Below are 13,511 nucleotides of genomic sequence, written 5' to 3'. Positions count from 1 at the left end.
TATGGGCAAAACGAATGGTGGGCGTAACGGCACTCTCGTTGGGAACAGCAGTCCCCAAGGAATTGGAGCGATCATGAACCTCAACATCAGGAAGCTCATCCCCCGCTTCGTACTCCTGCTGTTCTGCTCGACTCACATCTGTCTGGCCGCGCAGATGAATGGCGAGGCCGCCCGCAACTGGCCGGTCGTGATCCGCGATACGCTGCAGCATACGGTGCTCCAGTTCTGGATTGATCAGGCCCTCGACAAAGAATATGGGGGCATCTACGGGCGCCTGAATCGTCAGGGTAAACCCACTGATTACGGCAACAAATCTGTTGTGTTGATTTCGCGCTCGCTGTGGTCGTTCTCGGAGGCATACCGTCGGTATCCCGATCCCGACTATCAGAAGATGGCGGCGGAGTGTCTGAAATTCCTTCGCGACAAAATGTGGGATCGAGAGCACGGCGGCTACTATTTCATGGTCACTCGTGAAGGCAAGATTGTTAATTCGAATAAAGAGCTCAATCCCATGTCGTATGTAATGGAGGGACTAGCCGAGTATGCACTGGCTTTTCACGACAATCAGGTGGCGACCGAAGCGCTCGACCTTTTTCGAGTCATTGATCTGTACGCGCATGACAACGACCATGGCGGGTACCGCATTGCTTTCACCGCAGATTGGCAGTTCATCAAAGACTACAAAGATGGCCCGAACGGCGCCGGTTCTTTCGGACGAAAATCCTACGACTGGCATTTGGGTCTGGTAGAAGCGTTGGCCACGCTTTATGACGTTACCGGCGATCAAAAGGTGAAGATGCGGCTCAACGAACTGCTGGACATCTTCGTCAACAGAATCATCGACTCAGAAGTCGGCTACGGCCGCTACTACTTTCATGACGATTGGAATGTCGCCGATCACGACGGTGATTCCAAGCAATGCGAATATGGTCTCGATCTGGAAGCCAGTTGGCTGATAACAGAGGCAGCGCGGCGTGTTGGTCGGCAGGAGGATGCCAAGATTCGCCGTGCCAGCCTCGCTCTCGTCGACCATGCCCTCCGCTACGGTTTCGACAAAGAGCATGGAGGTGTTTACCGCACCGGTCCTGCTACTGAACCTGCCACAAACCGAGACATGGAATGGTGGCAACAGTGCGAGGCCATGGTTGCTTTCCTCAATGCTTATCAGCTTACCGGCGATCCTAAATACTGGCAGGCCTTCGACCTGCAGGTGCGTTTTTTCATGGACCGCTGGGTCGACCACCAGTATGGAGAGGTCTACACCGCCTTGTACCATGACGGAAGAATTGATGACACCAAAGTCGATCCGTGGAAGGCTCCTTATCACGTGACGCGAGCCTGCCTCGAAATCATCTCGCGACTGGGAGGAACACTGTAACTCAGCTTACGGTAGGAAGCTTCGGTAATCTCCATCACCCAGTGATTGGGATTGTCCAGGCGGCAGTCGAATCCGTAGGAGCGGTCTGAATCGTGCTGGAACAAATATCTTCACGTTACGTCCATCCCTCCTCAGACAGAGTGTTGGAGGCTATGGCAATGCTGAGTGGGCACAATTCTGGGCACAGTGTGGAGAAAGTGAGATTGCAAGTCATGAGCGGCGATTGGCTGGAAACTCGTGCGAGGATAAGATTTGAATGGTGGGCAGTGCAGGACTCGAACCTGCGACCTCGTGCTTGTAAGGCAGACATGCGCGGCTTGTACGGTTGTTAACCGCGATAAATAATTCTTTACCCTCAACGTTTTCCCCGCTATTCTCTACCTCGGCATGGTTAATCTAGATGCATCGAAATTGCTGAGATTTGACGCGGTCGGTAGCACATCGGTAGCACGCAAGTTTAACTTTACCCGTGACCGCATCAATACCCTTCCCCTCCCGACCAACGGACAGCGCAGCTACTTCTATGACACCAAAGTCCGCGGCTTGGCTATCGCCATTACCCCGGCAGGCAAAAAGAGCTTCGTTCTCTATCGCAAGATCGCGAGACGACCGGAGCGCATTCAAATCGGCCCTTATGCCGATCTGAGCATTGAGCAAGCGCGTCACCGCGCCGAGGAGCTCAATGCTCAAATCGCTTTGGGGAAGAATCCTGGCCACGAGCGGCGGAATGTCCGCGAAGAGATGACGCTGGGCGAATTGTTTGAAACTTACCTTCAAGATCACGCTAGGCGACTAGCTAGGAAGACTTGGCGCGAAGATGTACGGCGCTTCAACCTGCATTTTCACAGCTGGCGCCTCCGCAAAATCTCTTCGATCAAACAACTCGAGGTTGTGCGGCTTCACACGCACATCAGTCGGGCGAGTGGCCCGATCGCAGCCAACCGAGCGGTTGAGATGCTGCGAAGGGTGTTCAACAAAGGCCTGCAATGGGGCTGGAAGGGTGAGAATCCAGCGGAAGCTGTCGAGCGGAATCCTGAGCGCAGCCGTGCGCGATTTCTCGACGGCGACGAGCTACCTGCATTTTTCCGGGCAGTGGCCGATGAGCCGAATGAAACGATTCGAGATTACATCTTTCTCTCACTGCTTACCGGCGCTCGCCGGTCGAACGTGCAGCAGATGCGCTGGGCAGAGATCGACTGGCAGCGAGCATTGTGGAAAATTGCGGAAACAAAAAACAATGAGCCGCTCGTGGTGCCGCTCATGCCCGCAGCCATGCGTATCCTCGATGCTCGCAAAGCGAACAATAGCCAGTGGGTTTTCCCCGGCACCGGCCGCACCGGTCACTTGGTATCGCCGAAGGGAGCATGGAAGCGGATTCTCAAGCGCGCGGCTATCACCGATCTCCGGCTTCACGATCTGCGGCGTACCCTCGGCAGCTGGCAGGCCACTATGGGGTCGAGTCTCCCGATCATCGGCAAGAGCCTTGGCCACAAATCCCTAGCAGCAACCCAGATTTACGCTCGATTAAATCTCGATCCAGTGCGCGCATCAATTGGACGTGCGACCGATGCGATGCTTCTCGCCGGCGGTGACGTGGTCGGACTCGTTACTGAAGGTAAAAAAGTGTAGATAGAGCACAGCGTTTTGGGAATGTCATTTTTTCGGGAAAATGTTAGCTGGGTGCACGAGCTTTGCGCTTTCTGCTGGTCGTGCCTCGAAGCAACTCAGGATTTCTCTCGTGCGTATCCCAGAACAAAGTTGAAGATGGAGGCATTGCTTTCGGAATAATAACCTTCAGCGCGTGGTGTTCATTGCTGACCTAGAGGGCTAATTCACACCCGAATACCACCAAAATACCGCCGCGTTACCACTTACCTACCCCGCCCAAGCGTCTTATCTTTGCTCCAGACAAACACAGCTTCACCGGAGCAAACGATGGACACCTCACTTAAGCCTCAACTATTGGATCCTCTCGCAGCCGCAGAGTTTCTCGGCCTTGATTCCGCCGGGACGCTGGCGGTGTGGCGCTGCACTAAGCGGTATGACCTGCCCTACATCAAGGTGGGGCACAAGATCATGTATGACGTAGCCGACCTGCTGGCATTCCTGGAATCGCGCAAAGTGCGCAAGATGCAAAACAGCGACGTAAGCCCACGTCTGAGAAGCTAATTCTTAGAAAAAACCTGCTGGCGAAACGGGCAGTTAGAACCAGCGGTGGAAGTAAAACATATAGACGTTAGCAGAACCATGTCGCAAACATTGACAATTACCGGTGAGCTTGATAGCCAGGTTGTAATCTGCCGTATAAACGAGCTTCAGCCGCATCCAAGCTATCTTCGACATCATCTCGCGGTTCCAGCTTCCAAACTCTCCGCCCTCGCTGAGCAACCTGATGTTGCGTTCAAAGAACCAATCGTGATCACACAAGACCACCTAATTGTTGACGGCTATGCCCGGTGGGAACTGGCAAAGCTGCTGTGTCGGCCAACCCTACAATGTATGAAGTATGAGCTGACGGACGTTGAAGCTCTTCACTGGATACTGCAGCGTCATCGCCGGTCGAGCGGTATAAACGACTTTGGTCGAATACTCCTGGCCCTCGACCTTGAACCTTCTTTGAAAGAGAAAGCACGGGAGAACCAGCGAATTGCAAGTAAGGGAGATGGTAGGTCAAATTTGACAGAAGCTGAAAAACTGGATGTCCGGTCAGAGATTGCCTCTGCTGCAGGTGTTTGTGCAGGAAACGTGACTAAGGTCAAGCAACTTATGCTAGCCGCGCATCCGGAACTCATGCAAGCACTTCGCAATGGAGAGATTCGGATCCATCGGGCGTGGGTGTGGAGCAAGCTATCACGAGAACAACAGCTAAAAAGCTTGAGGCTATATGAAAGGGGCAGAGGGATTAAAAAAACGGTACGACATCTTCTTTCCCGGCATCAGGCGAAAGGTACGCCCACCCTACTTGATTCTGCCAGTGTTCTTGAGCGCCTTTCTGCACTTGAATCCACCGAACCCCGATCCTTCAGTGTGGAAATCATAAAGGGAAATGGCAAGGCGATCTATCTCACTGAAGAATTGCTTCAGTCCCTCCCGCCCTACCAGGAGTTGATGCCGTCATGTACGACAAACCCATCAAACAAATCTTAGTAGCCACAAGAGGATACTGGGACCGCGATGAGACCCGTCCCGCGGTCCGCGAGAATTTTCGCAAAATCATCGAGTGCGGGACCCTTATCTTGGGCGCGGAAGTCTACGCTTTAGAAGACAATGAGAAGATCGTTCCGCATACTTGCAAGTCGAAAGCTTGTCCGAGTTGCGGGCACCGTGCCACGAAATTTTGGCAGCGGGATCAGTGGGCCGCGCTCCCAGATATTCCGTACGCCGGCGTCGTCTTAACGATGCCCAACGTTCTCTGGCCCATTTTCCAGCAAAACCGTCATCTTCTTCACGATCTACCCGCGCTTGGGGCGGCGGTGATACAGCAGTGGGTCAAAGCGACAAATGGCGTCCGCGTTCTTCTCATGGTGGTGCCGCACACTTTCGGCAGCCATTTGAACTTCAATTCACATCTTCACATCCTGGTCTCTGCCGGCGGCCTAAAGGAGGCGGAGGGCCGCTGGCTTGCCGGACTCCACTTTGACAGAAATGCTCTGATGCAGATGTGGCGTTTCGCGGTAATCACCTATCTCAGGGGGGCACAAAAAGCCGGGGTCCTCAGGACGAATTTGCCGGTGGAAGATCTCAGCAAGATTCTACAGACCCAATACGAACGTTGGTGGAGCATCAAGATCGACAGGTTCCACTCAAAGTTGCATTTTTTGCAGTATGCCGGGAGATACGTTCGTCGCCTGCCAATTGCCCAGCGCCGGTTTTTGAAAATTACCGGTGGAGAAGTCGAGTTTTGGACCAAGGACCGAAGGTTGAAGCGAAGGGTGATAACTCGTTATTCTATTGAGGGCTTCGTTGCAGCTTTGGCTGAGCAAGTGCCGAACCGTTACCAGCACTCCATTCGCTATTTCGGGCTGCTCGCACCCGGCGCCAAACGCCGGACATCTGCCGCTCTGTTTACTTTCCTAGGCCAGCAGAAACGTCCCCGTCCGCGGCGACTGAGTTGGAGGAACTCGCTTCGGAAGTATTTCGCTGTAGATCCCCTGATCGATAGCACCGGTAAACCGATGCGTTGGATCCGGCGGCTCAGTCCAGTCACACCGTAGCATTCGAGCAAGACCTATAACGAAAGGGGCACTTCAATTCTGGCAGCTCACGCACGTCACTCGCCCGGCCAGTATCGCAACTCTAACGACCGTCACTTCTCGCCACCTAATAAGGCTTGTGCCTGATCTGTCACCAAACAAAACCTAAGTTCTCACTCGAACCGCTCGTAACACCCTGAAATTGATTTTTGTTTTTCCTATACATCAAGCCCAGGCGGACCTCGCACACATCAATCGAGTGACTACGATGGGAGAACTCACCGCCTCTTTGGCGCATGAGATCAAACAGCCGATCACTGCGGCCGTGTTTTACTGCTTGGCTGTCCTCAATCTGATATGGTTCGCGGGAGCGCTCAAGACGACTCTGGCGGATGCTGGAAAAGACGGCTGGGGCGCTAGATTGATATTCGCAGGGACACATCGAGCCACTCCGAATATTAGAAACAGTATCATCGAAGTCTTTACCGATTCGTCTTCAAGACACGAGCGACCAACTCGTCTAATCTCGAAAGCAGAAGCTTGAGAACGGGAGACTGATTTGACGTTTTGTAGCCAAGGACTAGATCAACAGTTGGCGTTGCTCCCTTCACAGGGCGACTCGTCACCGACGAAGGGAGAAAATTCTGTGCGTAAGCAGGTAACAGCCCTACGCCGCCCGTCGAAGCTATTAAGGACATTCCCATGGCGAGGTGATCGGCCTCGTGAGCTGGCGTTATTTCGGTTCCGGATCGCTTCAGGTAATTGTCGATCACTCGACGCAGCACTGGAGCCGTGTCCGAGACGGTCACGAATGTCTCACCCGCTAGATCTCCCGGACTGATCGCGTTAAGCGCAGCGAGACGGTGGTTGCGAGGCAGGACCACAACCAAGGGTTCCTTGGCGAGAACGTGAAATGCCAGACCTGGCGCCCCTTGTTCCCGTCGAAGAAAGGCTGCATCGATTTTCCCTTTCGAAAGGCCGTCGGCAAGCAGCGGCGAGTACTGGCTCGAAATTACCACGTCGACGTTAGGCAGTTCGTGGTGCAAGATATGCAAGACTTCGGGCATCCACGTCAATTCGTGTCCAGTCAGAAAACCTATCGTGAAGCGCGGCTTGATGGGATGAGCAACCCGGCGTGCAGCTTCTATTGCCGCCTCAACCTGCGAGAGCACTGTGCGGGCGTGATCGAAAAAGGCTCGACCACCCGGTGTCAGTTCAATGCCGCGAGCACTGCGCCCAAACAATTGAGTACCCACTTCGTCCTCCAGAGCTCGAATCTGCCGGCTCAGCGAAGGTTGCGAGGTGTGCAGTTTTCGCGCGGCCACCGTCAGACTTCCAGCGTCAGCAACCGCGACAAAATAACGAAGATGTCGTAATTCCATCCCTTATCCCATGCTTGCTAGGCATCGCTCCCAGCTTAACAAAGTATGGTTCAACCGCCTAACTTAAGAATCTAAGCAGGTGGATTTGAGCTAACCCGAAGGCGGCTTGGCAATCAGCCCATGCTCAACCTGCATGGGTTCCAGGTCAGGGAGGAGCAGCTATGAGTTCACCAGTTGTTTTGATTACGGGCGCACTGACAGGCATTGGTCGTGCGACGGCGCAGGCCTTCGCAAAAGATGGAGCGCGTGTCGTTATTTCCGGCCGACACGAAGATGAGGGCCAGAAGCTTGCCACAGAACTGCGCAGTCTCGGCACGGAGGCCGAATTTGTGCTCACCGATGTACGGCATGAAGAGGAAGTCAAAAGTCTTGTCGAGAGAACCATCGCCCGTTTTGGTCGCCTCGACATTGCCGTCAATAACGCCGGCACAGTGGGCAATCCCGGTTCGGCTGCCGACGTAACCCCCGAGAGCTATCAAGCCATTTTCGACACGAATGTGCTCGGGGTGCTTCTGTGCATGAAGTACGAAATTCGGGCGATGCTTTCGCAAGGCAAAGGCAGCATCGTTAATATCTCGTCTTCCTACGGCAAAGTCGGCGGCCCGACCGCCGCAGTATATGTCGGCAGCAAACACGCCGTGGAAGGGATCACGAAGTCCGCGGCTATTGAACTGGCGGGCACCGGAATTCGCGTCAACATCGTTGGTCCCGGTCCGACGGAGACGAGGATGTTCAACCACTTTGCGGAAACGCAGGAGAACAAATCGAATTTCCTCGCGGCAAAAATTCCTACCAAGCGCATGGGCTTGCCCGAAGAGATCGCAAACGCGATCGTGTTCATTGGGTCTGACAAGGCCTCCTACATTGTTGGCGCCTCCCTGGCGGTGGACGGAGGAATGATTGCGGGCTAAGGGCCTCTCGAATGCGCGAAGTGCGGACAGGATCAGCATGCAAATACATATCCAACGGAAGAAGGTATCCAATGGCTAACGTGATGAAGAAACACAGCATCTCTTCTCAGCTAGCGCAGAAAATGGTGGATCGAGCGGTAGCGAAAGCCGGAGAACTTGGGGTCAGCGAGAACGTAGCGATTCTTGATGATGGCGGCAATCTCAAGGCATTCAGCCGGATGGATGGGGCCTCGATCCCAACCATTGAGATTGCGCAGAATAAGGCATACACAGCCCTGTTCGGCGTCTCGACGCAGGACTTTTTCAACTTTATCCAGGGCGACCCATCGCTCTTGGCCGGCCTTCCTACGCTCGCGCGTGTGGCGGCGTGGGGTGGGGGCTTTCCCATCAAGGTGGACGGAGAAATTATCGGGGCGATTGGGGTGAGCGGCGCGCCCATGGTGCAGAACGACGTCGATTGCGCGAGAGCTGCGCTAGCGCTCGTATCGGATGCGGTGGCTTAAGAGTCAGGGAACGAGTCGAGCGACAATGATCGTTTCAGAATTGTGACGGTATACGAATGCCTGCACTTCAGAACAAAACAGCACTTGTCACCGGCGCGTCGCGGGGAATCGGGCGCGCCATTGCGTCGGCGCTTGCTGGCGAAGGGGCTCACGTCCTGGTTCACTATGGCCGCTCCACACAGGAAGCAGAATCTCTCGTATCCGAGATCCAAACGAAGGGCGGACGTGCAAATGCAATCTCGGTGAATCTAGGAATTCCGAATGGCGCTCCGCTGCTGGCGAAACGGGTGCGCTCAATCGCCGGCGATCGATTGGATGTGCTTGTGCTCAACGCCGGAATCAGCAAGGCGGCACGCATCGCAGATTACACGATAGAGGATTTTGACAACCTCTTTGCGACAAACGTCCGAAGCCCCTTCTTCCTGGTGCAGCAACTCCTGCCTATTTTTGGTGAAGGTTCGAACATCATCGTGATCTCTTCGATCGGGGCCCGCGCCGTAGTTGGGAAGCCCGGCTTGGAGCACCCTTCGTTGTTGGCCTACACCTCAACCAAGGGGGCGCTAGAGACTCTTGTCAAGAACTGGGCCGCTATTCTCGGACCACGCGGCATACGAGTAAATGCTGTTGCACCAGGGGTAATCGACACGGATATGTCCAATTTTGCGAAGACCGAAGAGGGTCGCGAGGTCACGCTGGGCATGCAGGCATTGAAGCGAATCGGCACACCCAAAGACATCGCTGACGTGGTCGCTTTTTTGGCATCAGATGGTGCGCGCTGGATTACAGGTGCCAGTATTCCGGTTGATGGTGGTTCGAAGCTTTAATGAGCACTGTGAGGATCGCACTGGAAAAAACAAGAACATCGAACGTCGATTTGCAAGCGAGGAAACGAATGAGCGATTCAAATGCAAAGAAGAATAAGGCGATCGTACTGGAAGCATTCGATACCCTGTTCAATAAACGCGACTACTCGGCGGCGGAGCGGTTCTGGTCTCTTAATTACATTCAGCACAGCGCTCATATCGAGCCGGGACGCGATGGGCTCTTCAACCTCATCAAGGCCGCTCCACAGTCGCTCAAGTATGAGCCCGGCCTAATTCTTGCAGAAGGCGACTACGTCATCGTTCATGGACGGTTCTCCAACCTCGGCCTACCAGTGAACTGGATCGCGGCGGACGTGGTTCGCTTGAGAGATGGGATCCTCGTCGAACATTGGGATGTCATTCAGGACGAAGCTACCGAGCAACAGTCCAAGAGCGGGAATCCGATGTTCGGCCGCTCATTCCCGAAGTAAAGACGAGCAGAACGTCACTCAGCCCTTCTTTTTTCGGCCCAGCTAAGTTTCTTAGGACGACCTGCTCAAACTAAGCAATCTAAGCAATCGAAGTATTGACGGTTTGACCACCTCAATCCTGGTGCTTTGAGGCAGAATTCTTGAGTAGCTCTGCCACGGTCTTCAATATCTCGCGCGAAAGCGACTCATCCGATACGGCGCGGGCTAGCGACATGGCTCCGATAAGCGCACTGAAAGTCAAGATCGCCCTCGATCTTGCCGCACGTTTGTCCTTGCCTGGCAGCAACCCGGTAATCGACCCAAGGTCTTTCTGGACCTGTTCAGAGGTGAGGGCGCGGGTCCGCTTATCGCTGCGCGCGATTTCCGGTGCCAGCGCGCTGAAGGCACAGCCTGTTCCTGGACTCTTACGGTGTGCGTCGCTCAGATAGTCGTCGATCAGCTCTGCGTAGGACACCGGCGGCCCACCGGCTGCGGCGGTGTCCACGCGACGCTGCCAATCGCCGAACGCAGAGCTAACTGCTTCGGCGGTTGCAACTGTGTCAGTTTGTCGAGCACAGGCGCGAATGGTTGGATGTCTTTTTCAGGCGCGCATCCGATGAGCAGGTGCCCCCAATGACGTTCCCTGATGCAATAAGCATCCGAGAACGTTTATGTTCTGTCCGACGTTCATGTTCTCTGCGGCATTGACGTTTTGACTCGCTTGCAGGCTGTCAGAGACGGTTACATTACCACTCATTTTCCGTACGGCAAAGCCGTCGACGTTATCATCCATGCCCACTTGCGTTAGCATCATTTGTCGGTTCGCAGCAGATGCGGATCGCAGGAGATGCGTAGAATTCTGGGTTTCATACCCAAACTAAACGTCAGCCACGTCGATTCAGATTTGGCTTGTGCCAAAACAAGGTGTTCTGATTCAAGGTGTTTACGAGCCTAGCAATGCGACTTCCTCCAAAGACAGCTTCAATCCTTTTTTTAGTTCCGATGACCGTGCAGTGGAGAAGCCGCTGTCATCGTAAACGCTTGATTGCAGTTTTGGCTGGAATGGATGATTTGACATCACTGCGGCTCTCATACTCAACCCCGCCGGGTGGGAACTGGTGCGGCAACGCACTGCGGTTTAACTCCAAAGAAGAAGCGGAGGAATACGGTCGCAATCTCTACAATCGGTGGTCGGCGGTCAAGGAATGGAACGTTGTGGGGGTACCCGATGAGTGAAGGCTTTGCCGACCGATTTACCAATCGGCTCTCGATAACGAGGGGAGGGCATACCACCAACACTGGGCAAAAGCGTAGAATTAACCATTCTCAAAAGGGGACATTGACATGAGAAGAAAACAGAACGGCAAGCTGGCAGCACTTCGTACTAGCCGTAAGCTGTCACTGCGCGACATCTCAAAGAAGACTGGCATCTCGCTGACGCGTCTGTGGAACATCGAGCAGGGCAACCATGTCCCGAAAGTGGACGCGGCTATAAAGCTGGCCCGCTTTCACAACACCACCGTCGAAAGACTGTTCGCGTAAACGGGTACGAAATGTTGGCGAAAAGGAAACTTATCGAGTCCAGCCACGAGGGGGCATCACCGTATCGCAAGACGACATCAACGCGCTGAACGACCTACGTCACCTACTTCCTGTGCAGTGCGCCCACTACAGCTACTAACCCGGTGCCGAGGTCAGTTGGCATTTAGGATCCCCTAACTCCATGAGGCATTTACCCTTGTGCCCGTACCAAGCGGCTTCGTTTCGCACCTTGGGAGTCATTACGCACACGGTCGAGAATTGTGAGAGGGGGTGAATGGAGAGGTCGGCTAAGACGCTGGCGGAGGAGGTCGTGCTTGTGGATGCGCTCATGAGGATATCCTTTCGAACTGAATCGGATGCGACGGGAGGCATTACAGCAGAACATAGTATAAGCAGTCTTTTTCTGTTTGAGGGCATGGCAGACGTCTATCATCGCGGTTAGCGGGCGACTGCAGCTCGGCCGAAATCCGTGCTCTCTCAGCACTTTGAGAAGGTATTCTCCGCCACGCAACTCCGGCGCTCGCTATCGCGAGGCAAGCGCAAAGCAGCATGATCAGTCGAAAACTAAAGATGAACGCCTCGGCCACGGCGGAACGAATAATCGCGGCGGTCTGTGGAGCCACACTAGAGGGTGCATCGAGGCTGCCGAGTCTGGCTACATTCGATTCAAGCTCGTGAACGATGTCGGCATTGATGTTCAGACCGGCGAGCGAATCTCGCAGTGAGTGTCCAAAGGCTGACGCCATGACAGCGCCCAGGACCGCGACTGCCAATACACCCGCGACTCGAGCCACAGCATTATTGATTCCCGATGCTGTGCCTGCACGTTCCGGCTCGACCGAGTTCATGACCACGGTGGTTAAAGGCGCGACGCTGATGGCCATGCCCAGCCCTAGAACGATAAAGGCGGGGAAAAATGTGGTCCAGTAATTCGCCTGCACATTAGGTACAGCGAAAAGAAGAAAACCCGCCGCAGCAATCAACGGACCCACAATGAGCGGGATCCTCGGACCGTAGCGGGTTATGAGCCCTCCGGACCAGCGCGATAGAGAGAATATAAGCAAAATAGTTGGTAATACGGCGGCCCCAGTCGCAGTGGCCGAGTACTTCTGTATCTGAATCAAATTCAAGGGAAACAGGAAAAAGAAAATGCCCAAGGCGGCGTAAAGAAATAGCGTTAGTAGATTTGCGCCGCTGAAGCTTGCAGATCTAAACAGCTGCAGTGGGACCATTGGTGCCCTGACGGTCTTCTCGACGAATAGAAAAAGAACAAGTGATCCAAAGCCAGCAATCAAACTGCCGATTACCCGAGGATGCGTCCACCCAAGGATTGACAATTCCAGGAATCCATACACCAGGGCAGCCAAGCCAAGAGTCGCGATCGCGGCACCCCACCAATCGACACTTCTTGTATCGGAACTGCGGGATTCCGGCACATGCCAGATCGAGATAACAAGAACAAGAGCAGCCAGAGGAACATTGATGAAGAATATCCAGTGCCATGAAGCCTGTTCGATCAGCCATCCCCCGAGAACCGGGCCCAGGGCAGTCGTCATGGTTGTGAATCCGGCCCACGTCCCGATCGCTTTACCGCGAGATTTTTCGTCAAAGGATGCGCTGATGATCGCGAGACTGCTGGGTACGAGGAATGCGGCAGCGATCCCCTGGACGGAGCGCCACACCAACAGGCTTTTGATGCTTGAGGAGAAACCACAGCCGGCGGAAGCAACTGCGAAAGAAGCAACACCCACCAAAAACATGGATCGACGGCCCAAAGAATCGCCCAGCGCGCCGCCGACCAGGATCAGTGCAGAAAGAAATAGTCCATAAGATTCAATGACCCATTGAACATCCACCACAGTAGCGTGAAGGTTCGATTGCAATGCAGGCAAAGCTACATTGACGACCGTGCCATCGATGAACGCCATGCTCGAACCAAGAATCGTGGCCGCAAGCACCCACGGGCGCGATTTCTCCACACAAGGCGCGGCTAAAGCTCCGGCCCGGATCACTGCTTCATCGCATGGCTGTTTCATCTCGAATCTGGATGCTTATGGCGAGTTCGCCTGCTCCGTGACACACCTTGCAAAGATGTCCTTTCCCGTCCGTGCGGGTTCCATGACAACGAGGGCAAGGCCTAGCTGCATTGCAGAAAGCATAAATATCACCTGTATCGATCATACTCTCGGATTGCTGGTAGAACTCACGGCGAGAGTGTAAATCCGCACACTTCACAACGTTGTAACCGACGTGGAATGGACTTGCACTTGATGATGGGGCGTTCCATTCGTGAGACCCAAGAGTCTATTGGTTGACTTCACAGCAGAAT

14 protein-coding genes are annotated in these 13,511 nt (G+C 54.3%); 11 read left to right on the top strand and 3 right to left on the bottom strand.

Translation table 11 applies throughout. The features are described 5' to 3' along the window. Positions 1-73: 73 nt before the first annotated feature. From VFA76_05040 to VFA76_05020, 5 genes are all read left to right on the top strand, one after another. On the top strand, positions 74-1,378 hold the full coding sequence (locus tag VFA76_05040; GenBank protein HZR31201.1) for an AGE family epimerase/isomerase: 1,305 nt from the start codon (positions 74-76) through the stop codon (positions 1,376-1,378). A gap of 411 nt (positions 1,379-1,789) precedes the next feature. Next, positions 1,790-3,007, top strand: coding sequence for a tyrosine-type recombinase/integrase (locus VFA76_05035; GenBank protein HZR31200.1), 1,218 nt, complete (start codon positions 1,790-1,792; stop codon positions 3,005-3,007). 306 nt (positions 3,008-3,313) lie between these two features. Next, positions 3,314-3,547 (top strand): helix-turn-helix domain-containing protein, encoded by a 234-nt coding sequence (locus VFA76_05030; GenBank protein HZR31199.1) that lies wholly within the window; start codon positions 3,314-3,316, stop codon positions 3,545-3,547. Between the two features lie 78 nt (positions 3,548-3,625). Next, the gene (locus VFA76_05025; protein HZR31198.1) at positions 3,626-4,525 is read left to right on the top strand and encodes a hypothetical protein; all 900 of its coding nucleotides are present in this window, start codon (positions 3,626-3,628) and stop codon (positions 4,523-4,525) included. Next, positions 4,495-5,592, top strand: a complete 1,098-nt coding sequence (locus VFA76_05020) for a transposase (GenBank protein HZR31197.1) — start codon at positions 4,495-4,497, stop codon at positions 5,590-5,592. The genes VFA76_05025 and VFA76_05020 overlap by 31 nt, the downstream gene beginning before the upstream one ends. Before the next feature lie 461 nt (positions 5,593-6,053). On the opposite strand, the gene VFA76_05015 is transcribed toward VFA76_05020, so the two are convergent. Then, on the bottom strand, positions 6,054-6,953 hold the full coding sequence (locus tag VFA76_05015) for a LysR substrate-binding domain-containing protein (GenBank protein ID HZR31196.1): 900 nt from the start codon (positions 6,951-6,953) through the stop codon (positions 6,054-6,056). Positions 6,954-7,114: 161 nt separating this feature from the next. On the opposite strand from VFA76_05015, the gene VFA76_05010 reads away from it, so the two are divergent. The 4 genes from VFA76_05010 to VFA76_04995 all read left to right on the top strand — a co-directional run bounded on the left by VFA76_05010 (position 7,115) and on the right by VFA76_04995 (position 9,661). Next, positions 7,115-7,864 (top strand): glucose 1-dehydrogenase, encoded by a 750-nt coding sequence (locus tag VFA76_05010; protein HZR31195.1) that lies wholly within the window; start codon positions 7,115-7,117, stop codon positions 7,862-7,864. Between the two features lie 71 nt (positions 7,865-7,935). Further along, positions 7,936-8,367: a heme-binding protein gene (locus VFA76_05005; protein HZR31194.1), complete on the top strand. Its 432-nt coding sequence runs from the start codon at positions 7,936-7,938 to the stop codon at positions 8,365-8,367. Between the two features lie 56 nt (positions 8,368-8,423). After that, the gene (locus VFA76_05000) at positions 8,424-9,191 is read left to right on the top strand and encodes an SDR family oxidoreductase (GenBank protein HZR31193.1); all 768 of its coding nucleotides are present in this window, start codon (positions 8,424-8,426) and stop codon (positions 9,189-9,191) included. A 68-nt stretch (positions 9,192-9,259) separates the two neighbouring features. Beyond that, entirely contained in the window at positions 9,260-9,661 is a 402-nt protein-coding gene (locus tag VFA76_04995; GenBank protein HZR31192.1) for an ester cyclase, read from the top strand. Between the two features lie 112 nt (positions 9,662-9,773). Here the strand turns inward: VFA76_04995 and VFA76_04990 are convergent, their stop codons facing one another. Next, positions 9,774-10,145 (bottom strand): hypothetical protein, encoded by a 372-nt coding sequence (locus VFA76_04990; protein ID HZR31191.1) that lies wholly within the window; start codon positions 10,143-10,145, stop codon positions 9,774-9,776. A 557-nt stretch (positions 10,146-10,702) separates the two neighbouring features. On the opposite strand from VFA76_04990, the gene VFA76_04985 reads away from it, so the two are divergent. After that, on the top strand, positions 10,703-10,876 hold the full coding sequence (locus tag VFA76_04985) for a hypothetical protein (GenBank protein HZR31190.1): 174 nt from the start codon (positions 10,703-10,705) through the stop codon (positions 10,874-10,876). Positions 10,877-10,984: 108 nt separating this feature from the next. Further along, on the top strand, positions 10,985-11,182 hold the full coding sequence (locus VFA76_04980) for a helix-turn-helix transcriptional regulator (GenBank protein ID HZR31189.1): 198 nt from the start codon (positions 10,985-10,987) through the stop codon (positions 11,180-11,182). Between the two features lie 371 nt (positions 11,183-11,553). Here the strand turns inward: VFA76_04980 and VFA76_04975 are convergent, their stop codons facing one another. Next, positions 11,554-13,140 carry an MFS transporter gene (locus tag VFA76_04975; GenBank protein HZR31188.1) on the bottom strand — a complete coding sequence of 529 codons (1,587 nt, stop codon included), beginning with the start codon at positions 13,138-13,140 and terminating at the stop codon, positions 11,554-11,556. Positions 13,141-13,511: the final 371 nt, after the last annotated feature.

This window comes from Terriglobales bacterium (assembly GCA_035651655.1).
Taxonomy (GTDB): Bacteria; Acidobacteriota; Terriglobia; order Terriglobales; family Acidobacteriaceae; genus DASRFG01.
The sequence above is the reverse complement of the archived record's forward strand: the minus strand, read 5'-3'. Positions and strand labels throughout refer to the sequence as shown.

Bases quoted from the DNA above. Each gene is read 5' to 3' on its own strand.
- VFA76_05040 (HZR31201.1), top strand. From the start codon at position 74: ATGAACCTCAACATCAGGAAGCTCATCCCCCGCTTCGTACTCCTGCTG.
- VFA76_05030 (HZR31199.1), top strand. From the start codon at position 3,314: ATGGACACCTCACTTAAGCCTCAACTATTGGATCCTCTCGCAGCCGCA.
- VFA76_05025 (HZR31198.1), top strand. From the start codon at position 3,626: ATGTCGCAAACATTGACAATTACCGGTGAGCTTGATAGCCAGGTTGTA.
- VFA76_05020 (HZR31197.1), top strand. From the start codon at position 4,495: ATGTACGACAAACCCATCAAACAAATCTTAGTAGCCACAAGAGGATAC.
- VFA76_05015 (HZR31196.1), bottom strand. From the start codon at position 6,953: ATGGAATTACGACATCTTCGTTATTTTGTCGCGGTTGCTGACGCTGGA.
- VFA76_05010 (HZR31195.1), top strand. From the start codon at position 7,115: ATGAGTTCACCAGTTGTTTTGATTACGGGCGCACTGACAGGCATTGGT.
- VFA76_05005 (HZR31194.1), top strand. From the start codon at position 7,936: ATGGCTAACGTGATGAAGAAACACAGCATCTCTTCTCAGCTAGCGCAG.
- VFA76_05000 (HZR31193.1), top strand. From the start codon at position 8,424: ATGCCTGCACTTCAGAACAAAACAGCACTTGTCACCGGCGCGTCGCGG.
- VFA76_04995 (HZR31192.1), top strand. From the start codon at position 9,260: ATGAGCGATTCAAATGCAAAGAAGAATAAGGCGATCGTACTGGAAGCA.
- VFA76_04985 (HZR31190.1), top strand. From the start codon at position 10,703: ATGGATGATTTGACATCACTGCGGCTCTCATACTCAACCCCGCCGGGT.
- VFA76_04980 (HZR31189.1), top strand. From the start codon at position 10,985: ATGAGAAGAAAACAGAACGGCAAGCTGGCAGCACTTCGTACTAGCCGT.